The following is a 16,168-nucleotide window of genomic DNA, read 5'->3' as shown; positions in this document are numbered from 1 at the left end:
GCGGCCGGGGACGGATGCCGCGGGTGCGGATCGCCACGATCCTGCTCGCACTGCTCGCGCTGCTGGCGATCTCCGTGGTCGTCGCCATCGGCATCGGTCCTGCGCGCATCGCGCCCGCCGACGTCGCCGGCACACTGTGGGCGCACCTGACCGGCGCGCACCCCGTACTGCCCGTCACGCAGGATGCCATCGTCTGGCGCCTGCGGACGCCGCGGGTGCTCACGGCCGTGGTCGTGGGCGGTGGGCTCGCCGTCTGCGGAGCAGTCATGCAGGCGCTCACCCGCAATCCGCTCGCCGACCCCTATCTGCTGGGTCTCTCGTCCGGAGCATCCACCGGGGCGGTGCTGGTGCTCGTGCTCGGAGCCGCGATCGCCCTGCCGGCGGCGGCCTTCGCCGGCGCGATGATCGCGCTGCTGCTGACGCTCGGCATCTCCCGAGCGGCCGGCGGAGACTCGCCGACCTCGACGATCCTCGCCGGGCTAGCGGTGTCGGCAGTGCTGTCCGCACTGACCAGCCTGGTGATCTTCTGGAGCTCGAACAACGACAGTTACCGCGAGATCCTCGGCTGGCTGCTCGGCTCGCTGTCCGGCGCGGACTGGGCGGATGTCGTCCTCGTCGCGGTGGTCATGGCGGCGTGTGCGCTGCCCCTGCTGTCTTCCGCGCGTGTCCTGGACAGCCTCGCGCTCGGTGACTCGGCCGCTGCCGCGCTGGGTGTGCCTGTGGATCGTCTGCGCATCGCCCTGTTCGGATGCTGCGCCCTGCTCACCGGTGCTCTGGTCGCCGTGAGCGGATCAATCGGATTCGTCGGCCTGATTCTGCCCCATGCGATGAGAGCCGTCGTCGGCGTACGGCACCGTGTGCTGCTGCCGGCGTCCTTCCTCGTCGGCGCGGTGTTCCTGCTGTGGGCCGACACGATCGCGCGCACCGCGTTCGACCCGCGCGAGCTCCCGGTCGGCATCGTCACCGCCCTGATCGGCGGCCCGGTCTTCGTGCTGCTGATGATGCGGATGGGCCGGCGGCGGATGGGGCGGGCATGACCCGCACGCATCGTCACCGGAAACAGGAGATCCGCTCGGAACAGGACGGATGCCGCGGAAACGTCCTGTTCTCGCGCGATCTCCTGCCCCGGGCAAACGGATGCCGAGCCGCGCGCGATGGGATCGCCACATGAGCGGGCTGCGCACCGACCGGCTGCGGTACACCGCCGGCGGGCGGATGATCGTGGACGGCATCGACATCACGGCGCCGGCCGGGGCCGTGACGGCCGTACTCGGTCCGAACGGCGCCGGGAAGAGCACCCTGCTGCGACTGATCGCGGGAGTACTCACCGCGCAGGAGGGGACCATCGCCCACGACGGCCGTGAACTGCGCGGACTGAGCAGACGCGAGCGCGCGCGGCGCATTGCGCTGGTCGAGCAGGAATGGACCGAGGCCGACGGGCTCACCGTGCGCGAGATCGTCGAGCTCGGCCGCATCCCGCATCAGAGCTGGCTGGCGGCCGCCAGCTCCGACGACGAGGGCATCGTCGAGGAGAGTCTGCGGCGCACCGGAGCCGACGTGTTCGCCGACCGCGAGGCATCCACTCTGTCGGGCGGTGAGCGCCAGCGCGCGAACCTGGCGAGAGCACTCGCACAGCAGCCACAGCTGCTGCTCTGCGACGAACCGACGAACCACCTCGACGTGCACGCCCAGCTCTCGTCACTGCGGTTGCTGCGCGAGTTGGCCGCCGACGGGCTGACCGTGGTCTCGGCGCTGCACGACTTGAATCATGCGGCGCGGTTCGCCGATCACGTCGTCGTGCTCGACGGCGGCGTCGTCTGCGCGGCCGGTCCCCCCGCCGAAGTGCTCACCCCGGAGTGCGTGCAGCGGGTGTGGCGGGTCTCGGCCGAGGTCGTCGAGCATGCCGGGCATCCCGTGATCGTGTTCGGGGAGCCGGAGGATCTGAGTCCGGAGGTCTGAGTCCGACGCTTCGACAAGCTCAGCGCCCCAGAGAGCCTCGCCGCGTGCGCGACGCTTCGTCAGGCTCAGCGACCGCTGGAGCGCAGCCGCGGCGCGAGATCCCGTTCGAACAGGTCGAGGAAGCGGCGCTGGTCATGACCCGGCGCGTGGAACACGAGGTGGTTGAAGCCCCAGTCCACGTACTGGTTGATCTGCGCGACGACCTCGTCGGGGTCGCTTCCCACGATCCAGCGCTTCGCGATGGTCTCCAGCGGCAGCGCATCGGCGGCCCGCTCCATCTCGACCGGGTCGGTGATGTCGTGCTTCTGCTCCTTCGAGAGCGACAGCGGTGACCAGAACCGGGTGTTCTCCATCGCGGCCTCGGTGGTCTCCTCGTACGAGACCTTGATCTCGATCATCCGGTCGTACTCGTCGAACGACCGCCCGGACTGTTCGAGTCCCTCCTTCACCGCCGGCACCAGCTGGTCGACGTACAGTTCAGCGCCCTTGCCCGACGTGCAGATGAATCCGTCGCCGGCGCGCCCGGCATAGCGCGCCATCATCGGTCCGCCCGCCGCGACGTAGATCGGCACGCCCCCCTCCGGGCGGTCGTAGATCGAGGCGTCGCGGGTCGAGTAGTACTCGCCGTCGAAGCTGACACGGTCCCCTGACCACAGCGCCCGCATGAGGCGGATCGCCTCGCGCAGCCGCGCGTAGCGCTCCTTGAACTCCGGCCATTCCTGCTCTCCGGCTCCTCGGAACCCGGTGGCGATCTCGTTCAGCGCCTCACCGGTGCCGACGCCGAGGATGATGCGCTCCGGGTACAGGCATCCGAGGCTTGCGAACGCCTGCGCGAGCACGGCCGGGTTGTAGCGGAACGTTGGGGTCATCACCGAGGTCCCGATCCGGATCGACGACGTGCGCTCACCGACCGCCGCCATCCAGGCGAGCGAGAACGGCGCGTGCCCGCCGGTGTTACGCCACGGCTGGAAGTGGTCGCTGACGAACACCGACTCCATGCCGTGCCGCTCGGCCTCGACCGCGATCTCGACCAGCTCGCGCGGAGCGAACTGCTCGGCGCTCGCCTTGTATCCCAGCTTCACTGTCATGACGCTCCTTCGGAGGATCGGATGTCGGAGGATGGGTCACCCGCTGATCGGATGCCGGCGGCGTAGCCCTCGTCGTACCCCTGGGCCCGCGCCTCGTCGGAGCCGAGACGGAACAGGTCGTCGACCCCGGTGCGCACGATGGATGCGGCACCGGGCAGATCGAGGTCGCCGACGAGGTCGCCCCGCCCGCGGACCACAGCGACCGGCAGTCCGCTCGCCTTGCCCTTGACCAGGTCGGCCGCCGCGGCCAGTTCGTCGGCCACGCACGGCACGGTGACGCTGAGCTCCCTGCCGCCGTGGTCGAGCGTGCCGCGCAGGTCGGCGACCACGTGCACGCCCGCCGCACCGATCGCGACATCGGTCTGCCCGACCCGCCACGGGCGGCCCAGTGTGTCGCTGAGCAGCACGCCCACCCGATGGCCGGTGGCCTCGCGCAGCCGGGTGGCGAGGGCTCGTGCCGAAGCATCAGGGTCGAGCGGCAGCAGCAGGATCCAGCCGTCCGGCGTGTTGCTGGCGTCCACGCCTGCGGCTGCGGCGACCATGCCGAGCCGGTTCTCGACGATCCGCATCGTGTGTCCGTTGCGGGTGCGGGAGGCCACGACGCGCACCGTCTCGGCGGTGATGGCATCCTCCCGGTCGTCTGCGCGGACGTACCGGTCCTCGGCCTTCGAGACGACCTTCGAGGTCACGACCAGGATGTCGCCGTCCCGGAGCCGCACGCCGGTGGCGAGGATCATCGCGGCCAGGTCGTCTCCCGGCTGCACCTCTCCGATGCCCTCCAGGGCGAACACCCGCAGTTCGTGCATCCGGCCTCCTTCTCGCACTCCCATTCTCCTGCGAAAGAGAGCCCGGAAACGCCGGATGCCCCGTTCTCCGAGGAGAACGGGGCATCCGTACTTCGTCTCGCTTCGCTCGCTCAGCAACCGAGGCGAGGGAAGGAATTACTTCGCGGCGATCACCTGGAGGGTGATCACGGCGGTCACGTCGTCGTGCAGACGAACGGTGGCCTCGTGGTCGCCGACCGACTTGATCGGAGCGGTGATGTGCACCTTGCGCTTGTCGATCGAGCCGATGCCTGCAGCGGAGACGGCGTCGGCCACGTCGGCCGGCTTCACCGAGCCGAACAGACGACCCTCGGCGCCGGCCTTGACCGACAGGCGGACCTTGTTCGCCTCGAGCTTCGCCTTGAGGTCCTTGGCCTCGTCGAGGTCGTGGATCGCGCGGGCCTTGCGGGCCGCCTGGATCGACTCGACCTGCTTGGCACCGCCACGGGTCCACGCCACGGCGTAACCCTGCGGGATGAGGTAGTTGCGGGCGTACCCGTTCTTGACCTCGATGACGTCGCCTGCGCTACCGAGCCCGGCGACCTCGTTCGTGAGAATCAGCTTTGCCATGTCGGTACCCCTCAGCGGCCAGCGCCAGCGTAGGGCAGGAGCGCCATTTCGCGCGCGTTCTTGATCGCCTTGGCGATCAGACGCTGCTCCTGCACCGAGACACCGGTGATACGACGGGCGCGGATCTTTCCACGCTCCGAGATGAACTTGCGAAGCGTGGCGACGTCCTTGTAGTCAATGACGCCCACGCGGATGGACTTCGCGGGAGCGGCGTTCTTCGCGCCCTTCCGCGGCTTGCGGCGGTCGCCGCTCGACTTTCCAGCCATGAGTTTTCCTTACGAGATGAGTCGGATGCCTGTGGCATCCGCAGTTCTTTAGAACGGGGTGTCGTCGCCGAAGCTGCCCGGAGTGCTCCAGGCGTCGGCGCTCGACGAGCCGGGGGTCGACCACGGCTCTTCCGAGACCTGCTGCTGCGGACGGGACTGCCCGCCGCCGAAGTTGCCGCCACCGGCTCCGCCGGTGGACGCCGCGCGTGTGACCTGAGCGGTCGCGTACCGGAGCGAGGGGCCGATCTCATCGACCTCGAGCTCGATCGAGACGCGGTTGTTGCCGTCCCGGTCCTGGTACGAACGCTGACGCAGACGACCCTGGGCGACGACGCGCATGCCCTTGGTCAGCGAGCCCGCCACGTGCTCGGCGAACTCGCGCCAGACCGAGGCGCGGAGGAACAGCGCTTCGCCGTCCTTCCACTCGTTCGCCTGACGGTCGAAGGTGCGCGGGGTCGAGGCGATGGTGAAGTTCGCCACCGGCAGCCCGTTCTGCGTGTAGCGCAGCTCGGGGTCGGCGGTGAGGTTGCCCACCACGGTGATGACGGTTTCGCCGGCCATGATGCTTACGCCTTCGCAGCCTTGGGCTTGCGAGCAGCCTTGTCAGCGGCGCGCTTGGCCTCCGCGGCGACCATGGCCTGTGCCTCTTCGGCGCGCAGGACCTTGGTGCGGAAGACGAGCTCGCTCAGCTTCAGCTGGCGGTCGAGCTCGACCGTGGCCTCGCTGGTCGCGGTGAAGTTCACGACGGCGTAGATGCCCTCGGTCTTCTTGTTGATCTCGTAGGCGAAACGGCGCTTGCCCCAGATGTCGACCTTGTCGATCGAGCCACCATCGTTAGTGATGACCTTCAGGAACTTGTCGAGGTTGGGGGCAACCTGGCGCTCGTCCAGCTCAGGGGTCAGAATGACCATGAGCTCGTACTGGTGCGTCACTTACCCACCTCCTTCGGACTAGAACGGCTCCCGGGACTTTCCCGGAAGCAGGAGGGTGTGTTGCACGTCGTCTGCGCCCTTGACCGAATGTCGCCGGGCAGACAACCACAACAGTCTAGCGGATGACGGCGGCGTGCCTCTTCACAGGTTCGGCCAGCGGCGACGGGGCGAGTGTGAAGTCGCTCGCGTCGTCCCGCCATTCCCTGCCGTCGGATGCCGCGCGGCGGCGCTTCCGCGCCAGCAGAGCCGCCGCGACCGGCGCGCCGACGAACCCGGCGATGGCACCGCTGACGGTGCGGTCCTCCGCGCCGAGCACGCTCTTGCGGTGCCAGGCAGCGTGCAGAGCGCCGCCGCGCGGGCGCGGCACGGTGCGCGCGGGCAACAGCCCCCGGCGGCGCAGCGCGACGAGGTGGCGCACCTCGTCCCACCAGATCGACTCGTCAGGCCGGTGGAAGTAGTTGGTCGCCGCCCACTGGGCATCCGGATGCCGGAATCGGCGAGCGACGACGTCGTCGGCGGAGCCGGCGAGCTCGCTGCCCTCGAAGACCTGGTTGAGCAGTTCCGGCCGAACCCCGAACTCGTCGAGGACGATCACGGGGATTCCGTAGCCCAGAGCCTCGATCGCCGCGGTCGAGCTCACCGTCACCAGTCCCTGCGCGGTGACGAGCGCCTCGGACATCGGCGCGTAGGAGAGCACGAGGTTCTCCGGCGCGTCCTCGAGCAGGTCGGTGTAGGGGTCGCGCTCCTCGTGGGTCTCGACCTCGCCGGGGCGAGCCCGCAGTTTCACGACCACGCGCCTGGTCGGATCGGCGACCGCCGCGAGGCGCAGGATCTCGGCGATCCGGCGACGCTCCTCGTGCGCGGCGGGCACGAGCGCCTGGGCGGCGAACACGAGATCCGTGCCGGGTCCGGTGAGAAGCTCTGCCTCGGTGCCGCGCAGCGGCGAGCGCGGAGCGCCCTCGTCCGCGGCATCCGGGATGTACGGCAGCGTCGCGAGCGCGATCGGCACGGTGACGCCGAGCCGGCGGCCGAGACGGGAGTAGGCGGCGACCTCGCGGCGGGAGTGCACGACCATGAGGTCGGCGTAGCGGCGGTACTCGAGTGCGCCGCGCAGTGCGGGGATCGACATGCCCGGCAGCCCGCTCACGACGATCGGCCGTTCGGCGAGCCGATCGATCTCGCGGCCCATCAGCCGCACGAACGGCGCGCGGCCGGCCAGTACGACCACGTCGGGGCGGTCGCGGGCGAGCCACGACGCGACGTCTCCGTGCGCGATGCGGGTCACCGACCTGGCATCCTCCGCGAAGCGGGTGCCGGCCAGCGCGGCGTGCTTCTGCGCGTCGCTGACGACCAGCGGCGTGCGCACCAGCAGCATGTGCTGACTGATGTCGGCCACCCGGTCGAGCAGCGCGGCCGACCACTTCACGAACGAGTCCGCGTCGGCGATCGCCACCACCCGCAGGCGCGGGGCACGGCTGCCCGGGTACGTCATGCTCCCACGCGCCTCAGCTTGGCCATCGGGGCGAGCTCGCCCGGATAGACGCGCTTGACGCCGTCGCCGAGGGCCTCCTCGATGACGCGGATGTCGCGCACCAGGCGCTCGAATCCGCCGGGCTCGAGGGAGGCCGCGTGGTCGGATCCCCACATCGCGCGGTCCAGCGTGATGTGCCGTTCGACGGCCACTGCGCCGAGGGCGACCGCGGCGAGCGAGATCTGCAGGCCGCGCTCGTGACCGGAGTATCCGACCGGCACACCGGCGTAGCGGTCGCGAAGAGTGGGGATCATCTTGAGGTTCGCTTCGCCCGGCTCCATCGGATAGGTCGATGTGGCGTGCATGAGGATCGTGCGGTCGGTGCCCAAGGTGTCCAGGGCACGGTCGATCTGCTCGACGGTCGACATGCCGGTGGAGAGGATGACGGGCTTGCCTGTCTCGCGCAGGGCGAGCAGCAGTTCGGTGTCGGTGAGGCTCGCGGAGGCGACCTTGTGCGCTGTGACGTTCAGATCCTCGAGGAACTCGACGCTCGGCACATCCCACGGAGAGGCGAACCAGTGCAGGCCGGCCATCGTGGCGTAGTCGCCGATCTCGATGTACTCGTCGCGGCCGAACTCCACCCGGCGGCGATAGTCGAGGTACGTCATGGTGCCCCAGGGCGTCTCCCGCGGCACGTCGCGCATGTGCTCGGGCGTCGCGATCTCGGGGGTGCGCTTCTGGAACTTCACCGCGTCGGCGCCGGCTTCGCGGGCCACGTCGATGAGCTTCTTGGCGATCTCGACGTCGCCGTTGTGGTTCAGGCCGATCTCGGCGATGACGTACGTGGGGCGGCCCCCGCCGACGACACGATCTCCGATGCTGACGGTCATGATGACGCTCCGTTCCTGGGTCTCCGGTCCCCTCCCTCCGGTCTACGGGCGGGAGGTGAACCCCGGGAGGCGGGGCGGTGACGGAGCGAGGGCGGGACGGTGACGGTCGCGGCTCGCGTCACTCGACGTCACGTCTGCAGGCAGGAATCGCGGATGCAGGCGGATCCGGGCCGATCCGGCCTGCGAGCGGGCATCGTGCCTGCAGACGTGACCGAGCGGGCTCAGTCGACAGAGCCTCGCGCCACGATCCAGCGGTGCACGAACTCCGGAGCGATGCGCGCGACGTTCTCGAAGTCGGCGTCATAGTGCACCACCGTGACACGCTGCGTTCCGTCGGTGTGCCTGATCGCGGTGGCGGCGATCTGCAGGTCGCTGACGCCGACGGAACGACCGATTCCTGCCGCGAACAGGCGCCGCTGCAGGTCGATCGTGACCTCCGCGACCCGGTCGTCCGGCGGAAGGAAGATCTTGGCCCTGCGGTTCGCGTCGAGCAGCAGTGAGTGCTCCCGCGCCGACCTGGCCGAGTAGCCCTCCTCGAGGATCTGCGGCAGGCATCCGCCGAGGTCACCGGTGACGAGCAGCTCAGCAAGCGCCGCCTTCACAGTCTCCGAACGGTGCACGCGCTGCAGCACCGAGTTGTCGACGAGGAAGATGTGACGCACGGCGGGATTCCGCTCAGCGCTGGGCGCCGTCGATCACATCCGGGTCGTCGAGTTCGACCACGATCCCGGTGCTGAGCAGATCGATGTACCCGAGCGCCTCTCCCCTGCGCACGACCTGCGCGAGTGCTTCGTTGACGGCCGCCTTCTTCGTCGCGGCACCGGTCAGCTCCATCGCGCGCTCGAGCAGAGCGTCATCGACGTCGATCAGCGTCTTGGTCATCGCAGCCTCCGGATATCCAGAATGTCACTACAGGATATCCGATGCACGGACGACCGAGCAGCGGTCACGCCTGCAGGCAGGAACGACGGATTCAGGCAGAACCAGGCCCATCTCGCCTGCGATCGTGCATCGTGCCTGCAGTTGTGACGGACGGCGCTCAGGCCTGAACAGCCAGCATCCGTTCGGCGATCTCGCGGACGGCGCCGTCGCCGCCGCGGCGGTTCAGGACGACGCGGGCGGCGGCCTTCACCTGCGGATGCGCGTTCGCGACCGCCACGGGCCAGCCGACGACGCCGAGCGGACCGAGGTCGTTGACGTCGTTGCCGACGTAGGCGATGTCCTCGAGACGGATGCCGCGTTCCGCGGCCCATGCGGCGAGCGCAGATGCCTTGTCGTCGACGCCGTGCAGCACGGGGATCTGCAGCTTCTCGGCCCGGCGAGCGACGACGGGGTTCTGCTCGGTGGAGAGGATGAGCATCGGGATGCCGGCTCGGCGCAGCCGCGCGACGCCCATGCCGTCCTCACGGCTGACCCGCACGGACTCGTTCCCGTGCTCATCGACAGTCGCGGAGTCGTCGGTGTGCACGCCGTCGAAGTCCGTGACGAGGGCGAGGGCGGGGATCGGAGTCGTCCCGGATGCCGCGGAGCCAGCACGCCCCGGCCGCACCGCATCCGGCGCCTCGGAGATCTGCAGAATCTCGGATGGATCGGTCGGATCGCATCCGGAATGCCGCGGAACTCCGAGATCCTGCCGAGACCCGGATGCCGCGGCGAGCGCCTCGGCCAGGGCGAGCTGGTCCTCGTCATCGATCTCGATCGCCATGCGCTCCGGCACGGTGACGATACCGACCAGTCCGAAGAATCGGTGCCTGAAGCGGCGGAATCCTGTGGCGTCGAAGGCGTAGAACGCCCCGGTCTCGAGGTAGTGCGGCTCGCGGTCCTGGCGACGCGGACGGTGCGCGGCATCGTGGTTGATCGCGGCGGCCGCTCCCCCGGCATCCCTCCGCCAGAGGAATCCGTAGGTCTCGCACGCCGAGAACACGCTGTCGTAGGTGCCGCCCTCGATGAGCGCGACGGCTTCGGCGATGCCCTCGGCGGGGATGAACGGCGACGTCGCCTGCACGAACGCGACCGTGCCGACAGGCACGCCGTCACCCTCCAGCACGTCGAGGGCATGCAGCAGCGCGCTCTCGGACGTGGCCTCGTCACCGGAGAGCTCGGCGGGGCGGTCGACGACCCGCGCCCCGGCATCCCGCGCAACCGCCGCGATCGCGGCGTCCTCGGTGCTCACGACGACGAGGTCGACGGCGGATGCCGAGGCCTGCACCGCTCGCTCGACGAGCGGCACGCCCCCCACCCGGCGCAGGTTCTTGCCGGAAACACCCTTCGACCCCCCACGTGCAGGAATGATCGCGACTGTCAGTCTGTCGTTCATCGTTCGCCTCTCATCGGCTCACACAGCGCTCCCCGCACCCGCGCGGGACTTCCCCGCCCGCGCGGCACTTCCCGCCCGCGCGGCACTTCCCGCCCGCGCGGCACTTCCCGCCCGCGCGGCGCCGATACGCGCAGCACGAACCGAGAAGAGGAGCGCGAACCAAGAACAGCGCCGCGAACCGGATAGTGCTTGCTGGCTCAGGCGCGCAGCATCCGCTCCGATCACCGGCCGGTCACCGCCTTCCAGGCACGGTGCGCGCGGCGCTTCGCGCCGGCGGCGGTGAGCCGCAGCTCCTCCACACGTCCGACGCCGCCGGCCGACTCGATCATGCGCTGCGTCGTGGTGGCTGCGGGGGCGCCGGGCAGGTCGAGAGCGCGCAGACGTTCCGCGGGCACGTACCGCTCGCGAACGGATGCCGGCACGGACGCCGCCCACGCCACCGCGCGCGGTCGGAGGTGGGCCATGATCTCGGGCTGCATCGCATACCCGACGGCGTCGACGAGCCGCTGCAGTGCCCCGGGTGCGGTGAAGGAGTCCCGCTCCAGGGCGTCGACGATCGTCGCCGGCATCCGGTTGCTGTTCTCGTAGGGCGCGAGCCTGGTGAGCACGGTGCCGGTGCCGACCGCGTGCGTGCGGACGCCGGACAGAGCGCGCAGCGTCGGCAGCGCGGTCGAGAATCCGGCGACGACATCAGTGGTTTCCAGCCGCTGTGCCACGTACTCGGCGGGCTGATCGCCGTCGTAGACCGCGAACGCGACCCTGCGGCCGGCTGCGCGCGAGGCGAGCGCGTCGCGCAGGCCGGGCGCCGCCGAGGGATGCGGCTTGAACACGATGCGCTCGGCCCCGGCAGATGCCGCCCGGTCGACCATCGCGACCTGCATGGCCGTCTCCTCCGATGCCGAGACCAGACGCAGCGCGGAGAGGTACTGTCCGAGCACGAGCGCGGTCCGCCGCCCGTCTGCGGCGAGCACGTCGAGCGCCCGATCCGGAGCGGATCCGACCTCCTGCAGGGCGGCGCCGAAGGAGGCGACCGGCACCGGCATCCGCGCCGCACCCGACTCTGTGAACACCAGCGGCTCGACACCCGGGACGACGTCGGGATGGACCACCCGTGCGACCCGCTCGGTGACCTGCCGCGGCAGCCGACTGCGGATCGGCGAGTAGGTCATCAGCCCGTCGCCGATCACGCCGAGCCGCGCGTCGCGGAACAGGCTCATGAGCGTGAGGGCCGGCGCGACCTGCGGCGACTGCACGTACAGCTCGATGTCGTCGTCGCCGAGGCCCCATGCGCGGCGGAACAGTCGCTCGTGCATCGGCAGGTCCTGCTCGTGGGGGCGCCATGACGTCGGATGCCACGGATCGATCAGCGGGTTCAGCGGCTCCACGCGATCGAAGCGGGACAGCAGGGTGCGGTATCGCGGCGTGCCCGCGAGGTCGATCGCCGTCTCGGGAACCTTCGCCGTGTTCATGGGCACGAGGATGCGTTCGGCGTCGCCCATCAGCCCGGCGTCGATCGCTGCCACCGCGGTCATGAGCCCGTACCCGCTGTGCAGTGCGAAGAGCTGGATCATCGGGCCTCCCCCACTCGCTCCGGTCGCATGCGCTGCGGGTCGAAACGGCCCCGCACCCGCATCCGGTGAGACCGGAACGGGGAGGGGTGCGCCGCCGGCCTGACCTCCGCAGCACGCACGGTCACGACGACCCGGATCATCGTGCACCCACGGTTTCCGACTGCCCTGCCTGGTCCGGTCTCACTGTTTGCGGGTGCGGAGGCCCAGACACCCGCAACGAGTGAGACCGGAGCGGGGAGGAGGAGGCGGCAGCGGAGGACAGGAGAGACGGCGACAGACGGGTCGCCTCGCGCAGGGTCCGGGCGAGGACGCGGCGGCGCGGGCCGCCGATCTGCGTGATCGCCTTCGACGCCGCTTCGGCGGGCAGCCGGGCCAGCAGGCCGCGGATGCCGGAGCGCAGCTCCCGGCGCACTGCAGGCTGCATCCGACGGGCGCGCACGAGGTGGTGCGAGCTCAGCGCGAGCACCGTGAACACGGCCTTGGGCATCAACTGCTCGGCAGCCCGGTCCGCCTCGACCAGATCCAGCACCTCGCCGAGCGCTCGCGTGAAGTCCAGCTGGCGGCGGTCGAGGGTCTTCGACAACGAGTCCGTCAGCCCGCGCCGATACAGCAGGTGCGGCGCGTCGACCACGGCGAAGGAGGATGCCTGCAGGTGCAGCCGCCAGATCCACGGCCGGTCCTCAGCCGTGAAGAGCCCGTCGGTGAAGCCGGCGAGTCCGTCGTCGATCATCCGGCGGTGCAGTATTCCCGCCCAGGCATACGGGTAGTCGACCATGCTGCGATCGTCGACGGGGAGGATCGCCGCCCTCGGATCGGCCACCACGCCGCGATGCGTGAACGGGGCACGCACCAGCCGCCGCTCGTCCCTCTTCACCGTGACGTGATCGGTGCGAAGGAAGTCGCAGCGCAGTTCTTTCAGAGTCCACACCAGCACCTCGAGCCGGCGCGGCTGCATCCAGTCGTCCCCGTCGAGGAAGCAGAACGCGTCGCCCTCGACATGGGCGAGCCCCTGGTTGCGAGCGGTCGCGAGACCTCGCGGATGCGGATTCGTCACCACCTCGGCCCGGTCGAACCGCTCGGCGTACTGCCGCATCAGCGAGCCGGTTCCGTCGCGTGATCCGTCGTCGATGGCGACCAGCTTCAGCGCGGACGGGTCATCGAACTGCCGGGTCAGCGTCTCCAGGGTCGTGCCGATGTACTCCCCGGCATCCTTCGCGGGGAGGATCACGGTCACGAGCGGAGCGGCCATCCGCCGATCGTCCGTGATCTACGTGACGCGGGGGCGTCACCGAGGTGAACGCGAGGTGACGGTCGGCTCAGCCGCAGTTCGTCAGCAGCGGAGCCTTCACGAACAGGTCGGCGTTCTTCCTCTCGCCGCCGGTGACGTGCGCGACGGTGAAGGTATAGGTGAATGTCAGCGTCCCCGAGGATGTCGGCGTGAACGTCACCTCCGGCGATTGCGTCTCGGAGAAATGCGGATATGCGTCGACGCCCTCAGGCACATCCGTGATAGCGGGATTGCCGAAGTAGCCTTGCACTGCTCCCGGCTCCTCGACACCCGGGCCGCTGATGTCGATGCTCAGATACTGGCACCCGAGGTAGTCGGCGGACGCGTAGATCGGAAAGGCGAAGGTGTACGGAGTACCGGCGGTTACCTCATAGGTGAGCACCCCAGTGACCACCGACGGTTCACCCGAGCTGCCGTCGCTGTTGTCGTTGTCGTCGAGCGACAGGAAGCCGACCTCGGTCGATGGGCTGGCCCCGCCTGTCTGCCACCAACTTGCCGGCTCCGGATCCACGGCGTAGTTCGTCTGAGACCAAGTTCCGTCGGGATTCTGCGTCGACTCCTGCGGGGGAGTCCAGCCCGTGCCGAAGAGTCCGTTCGACGATGCGGGAACCCCCGCAGCGCCATCCTCCATCAGCGCGCCACCGGTCACGTAGAACGTGCCCGTCGGCACCGCGATGCACGGATCGACCGGCACCGACGCCGCAGCCCTCGGCACGGCGCTCGCGACGGCGATCACGGGCACCGACCACGCGGCGCCCTTGAGCACAGTGCGGCGGCGCAGACCTCGCTCGAACTCGTTGTCGGGCACGGAAAACCCCCGGTCACGCATCGGGTCGGGAGCGTACAACTCTAATCGCGCAAGCTGTGCGGCTGCCCGGGTACCGTTGAGCCCATGGACTGGATCGGCGACCCCGCCATCGGCGACTGGCTGCGCGAACGGCTCGACGACGACCTCGGCGTCGTGCCGCGCGGCTTCACTGCGTACGCCCGCATCCTGCATCCCGCGCAGGTGCGCTCACTGCCGGATCGCGCCGTCCCGACCAGCGCAGAATGGGAGCGGATGCCGGAGGCCGAGCGTGAGATCCTGTTCGACCGTCTGGTCGATGAGCCCGCCACCTGGGCCGAGGCGGCCGACGCGTTCGGCACCGCGCTGCATCCGCTCGCGCAGTGGCGACGCATCGTGCGCACTCCGCCCGAGGAGGACTGGAACCTGCGGATCGCGCCCGACGGCCGCGAGTTCACCTCGCCGGACGAGGGCGTCATCGGCCCGGACCTGTTCGCCGCGATCGCGCAGCATCTCGCCGCGCACACGGCGACACCGGATGCCGGGGTCGCGGCGGTCTGGGAGGGCTGGGGCGGTCTGGTGGGATTCTTCGGCGAGAGCCCGTCGCGCGCGTTCTTCCAGCTCGGCGCGGAACCCGCGCATGAGCGGATGCTGCAGCAGAGCATCCATGACCCGTTCAACAATCCGTTCCGCAAGCCGGCCTGGCAGCCGGGCATCCTCTCCGACGAGATCTCGAAGGCGCCGCGGCTCGAACTCCCCGGCCGCGAGTACGTGACCTTCACCGCCGGGGCTTCGTCCTTCGCCGATCCGGCGTGGGTCACAGGCGCCCCCTGGCGGGACCGCCCCGCGGAGGAACACGGGTTCGCGGTCTCGGCGCAGCATCCGAATCTGCTCTGGCCCGAGGATCACGCCTGGGTGATGGTGAGCGAGATCGACTTCGATTCCACGATCGTCGCCGGCTCGGCGGCGCTGATCGACGCGCTCATCGCCGACCCCGCCCTGGAGGCCTTCGCGATCGCCGAAGACGCCGATCTCACCTGGGACGGCGACGAGGTGAACGGATGACCGGCGCCACCTTCGACGCGCGCCCGCTCACCGACCCGGTGGACATGCGCGCCGTGCGTGCCTTCCGCAGCGAACAGCGCGCACGAGGACGGGCAGGCGGCTCCACGGCGGCGACCGTCATCGTGATCGTCGTGGTCGCGGTGTTCGCGATCACCATCGTGCCGATGGTGTTCGTACCGATCCTGATCGGGGTCGTCTCGGGCAATCTGGGCGTCGGGATCGCCGGGCTGCTGCCGTTCCTGCTGATGGGCGCGGTCTTCGTCGTGGTCGTCGTGATCCTGGTCGTGAATCTGCGCAACGGCGGCATCCACGCCTACCGACTGGCCCGCTTCGCCGCCGCCAACGGCATGGAGTTCGTCGGCCGCATCGACGACCCGCCGCTGCCGGGCATGATCTTCCACAACGGGCACTCCCGGTACACCGACCTCGCGCTGCGCGGTCATCGGCCCCGGTTCGTCGAATTCGGCAACTACCAGTACACGACCGGGTCGGGCAAGAACTCCAGCACGCACCGCTGGGGCTACATCGCCGTCAAGCTCGACGTGCCGCTGCCGAACATCGTGCTGGACGCGCTCGGCAACAACGCCCTCGGCAGCAACCTGCCTGCTTCCTTCTCCAAGGACCAGCGTCTCTCGCTCGAGGGCGACTTCGACCGGTACTTCACGCTGTACTGCCCGGAGGGTTACGAGCGCGACGCGCTCTACCTGTTCACGCCCGACATCATGGCGCGGTTCATCGACCACGCCGCGCAGCTCGACGTCGAGATCGTCGACGACTGGCTGTTCCTGTACATGCAGCGTCCTGTGTCGACGATCGACCCGGCGACCTGGGCGTGGCTGTTCGGCACCGTGGGTGCGCTGCTGACGAAGTTCGACCAGTGGGCACGCTGGCGGGACGACAACCTGCCCGTCGCCCCTGCCGCGGCTCCGCCTGCCCCGGGCGCGGCGGCCGTCGCGGCATCGGCGGCGCTGCCGTTCGCTCCCCCGGTCGGGATGCTCACTCCCCCGCCCGGCGTCGCTCCGGAGGGTCGACGTCTGAAGCGGGGGGTGCCGTGGATCGCGATCGTCGCCTTCGCGCTGATCGCCGGTCTGTGGATCCTGCCGCAGCTGTTCGGCGGCCTGATGCTGTTCTTCCGCTGAGGCG

At 69.8% G+C, this 16,168-nt stretch carries 18 protein-coding genes; 4 read left to right on the top strand and 14 right to left on the bottom strand.

What is annotated here, in order from left to right:
* Nucleotides 1–14: 14 nt before the first annotated feature.
* Nucleotides 15–1,037 carry an iron chelate uptake ABC transporter family permease subunit gene (locus tag DY023_RS07075; protein WP_245958624.1) on the top strand — a complete coding sequence of 341 codons (1,023 nt, stop codon included), beginning with the start codon at nucleotides 15–17 and terminating at the stop codon, nucleotides 1,035–1,037.
* Nucleotides 1,038–1,167: 130 nt separating this feature from the next.
* Complete coding sequence (locus DY023_RS07070) at nucleotides 1,168–1,959, top strand: ABC transporter ATP-binding protein (RefSeq protein ID WP_220347253.1); 792 nt, start codon at nucleotides 1,168–1,170, stop codon at nucleotides 1,957–1,959.
* A 65-nt stretch (nucleotides 1,960–2,024) separates the two neighbouring features.
* On the opposite strand, the gene fgd is transcribed toward DY023_RS07070, so the two are convergent.
* The 14 genes from fgd to DY023_RS07000 form a co-directional block, all read right to left on the bottom strand.
* Nucleotides 2,025–3,047, bottom strand: coding sequence for a glucose-6-phosphate dehydrogenase (coenzyme-F420) (gene fgd, locus DY023_RS07065; protein ID WP_116241643.1), 1,023 nt, complete (start codon nucleotides 3,045–3,047; stop codon nucleotides 2,025–2,027).
* Nucleotides 3,044–3,853, bottom strand: a complete 810-nt coding sequence (gene cofE, locus DY023_RS07060; protein ID WP_116241642.1) for a coenzyme F420-0:L-glutamate ligase — start codon at nucleotides 3,851–3,853, stop codon at nucleotides 3,044–3,046. The genes fgd and cofE overlap by 4 nt, the downstream gene beginning before the upstream one ends.
* 135 nt (nucleotides 3,854–3,988) lie before the next feature.
* On the bottom strand, nucleotides 3,989–4,441 hold the full coding sequence (gene rplI / locus DY023_RS07055) for a 50S ribosomal protein L9 (protein ID WP_116241641.1): 453 nt from the start codon (nucleotides 4,439–4,441) through the stop codon (nucleotides 3,989–3,991).
* Nucleotides 4,442–4,452: 11 nt separating this feature from the next.
* A complete protein-coding gene (gene rpsR, locus DY023_RS07050; protein WP_040168021.1) occupies nucleotides 4,453–4,707 on the bottom strand; it encodes a 30S ribosomal protein S18 in 255 nt (84 codons plus the stop codon).
* A 48-nt stretch (nucleotides 4,708–4,755) separates the two neighbouring features.
* Nucleotides 4,756–5,268 (bottom strand): single-stranded DNA-binding protein, encoded by a 513-nt coding sequence (locus DY023_RS07045; protein WP_116241640.1) that lies wholly within the window; start codon nucleotides 5,266–5,268, stop codon nucleotides 4,756–4,758.
* Between the two features lie 5 nt (nucleotides 5,269–5,273).
* Nucleotides 5,274–5,639: a 30S ribosomal protein S6 gene (rpsF, locus tag DY023_RS07040; RefSeq protein ID WP_116241639.1), complete on the bottom strand. Its 366-nt coding sequence runs from the start codon at nucleotides 5,637–5,639 to the stop codon at nucleotides 5,274–5,276.
* Between the two features lie 115 nt (nucleotides 5,640–5,754).
* The gene (locus DY023_RS07035; RefSeq protein WP_116241638.1) at nucleotides 5,755–7,131 is read right to left on the bottom strand and encodes a DUF6716 putative glycosyltransferase; all 1,377 of its coding nucleotides are present in this window, start codon (nucleotides 7,129–7,131) and stop codon (nucleotides 5,755–5,757) included.
* Entirely contained in the window at nucleotides 7,128–8,000 is an 873-nt protein-coding gene (locus tag DY023_RS07030; RefSeq protein ID WP_116241637.1) for an N-acetylneuraminate synthase family protein, read from the bottom strand. The genes DY023_RS07035 and DY023_RS07030 overlap by 4 nt, the downstream gene beginning before the upstream one ends.
* Nucleotides 8,001–8,221: 221 nt before the next feature.
* Nucleotides 8,222–8,662: a PIN domain-containing protein gene (locus DY023_RS07025; RefSeq protein WP_116241636.1), complete on the bottom strand. Its 441-nt coding sequence runs from the start codon at nucleotides 8,660–8,662 to the stop codon at nucleotides 8,222–8,224.
* A gap of 13 nt (nucleotides 8,663–8,675) precedes the next feature.
* A complete protein-coding gene (locus DY023_RS07020; protein ID WP_116241635.1) occupies nucleotides 8,676–8,882 on the bottom strand; it encodes a type II toxin-antitoxin system VapB family antitoxin in 207 nt (68 codons plus the stop codon).
* A 157-nt stretch (nucleotides 8,883–9,039) separates the two neighbouring features.
* A complete protein-coding gene (locus DY023_RS07015) occupies nucleotides 9,040–10,317 on the bottom strand; it encodes an acylneuraminate cytidylyltransferase (protein WP_116241634.1) in 1,278 nt (425 codons plus the stop codon).
* A 221-nt stretch (nucleotides 10,318–10,538) separates the two neighbouring features.
* Complete coding sequence (locus DY023_RS07010) at nucleotides 10,539–11,888, bottom strand: polysialyltransferase family glycosyltransferase (RefSeq protein ID WP_116241633.1); 1,350 nt, start codon at nucleotides 11,886–11,888, stop codon at nucleotides 10,539–10,541.
* Nucleotides 11,889–12,024: 136 nt separating this feature from the next.
* Entirely contained in the window at nucleotides 12,025–13,137 is a 1,113-nt protein-coding gene (locus DY023_RS07005) for a glycosyltransferase family 2 protein (RefSeq protein ID WP_116241632.1), read from the bottom strand.
* Nucleotides 13,138–13,204: 67 nt separating this feature from the next.
* A complete protein-coding gene (locus DY023_RS07000) occupies nucleotides 13,205–13,912 on the bottom strand; it encodes a hypothetical protein (protein ID WP_181905755.1) in 708 nt (235 codons plus the stop codon).
* A gap of 156 nt (nucleotides 13,913–14,068) precedes the next feature.
* Here DY023_RS07000 and DY023_RS06995 point away from each other — a divergent pair, with 156 nt between their 5' ends.
* Both DY023_RS06995 and DY023_RS06990 read left to right on the top strand, forming a co-directional pair.
* A complete protein-coding gene (locus tag DY023_RS06995; RefSeq protein ID WP_116241630.1) occupies nucleotides 14,069–15,025 on the top strand; it encodes a hypothetical protein in 957 nt (318 codons plus the stop codon).
* Complete coding sequence (locus DY023_RS06990) at nucleotides 15,022–16,164, top strand: hypothetical protein (protein WP_116241629.1); 1,143 nt, start codon at nucleotides 15,022–15,024, stop codon at nucleotides 16,162–16,164. The genes DY023_RS06995 and DY023_RS06990 overlap by 4 nt, the downstream gene beginning before the upstream one ends.
* Nucleotides 16,165–16,168: the final 4 nt, after the last annotated feature.

The sequence above is a fragment of the Microbacterium bovistercoris genome, assembly GCF_003387575.1.
GTDB classification, from domain to species: Bacteria; Actinomycetota; Actinomycetes; order Actinomycetales; family Microbacteriaceae; genus Microbacterium; species Microbacterium bovistercoris.
Note: the sequence above shows the minus strand (reverse complement) of the source record. Positions and strands in the feature narration are given on the sequence as shown.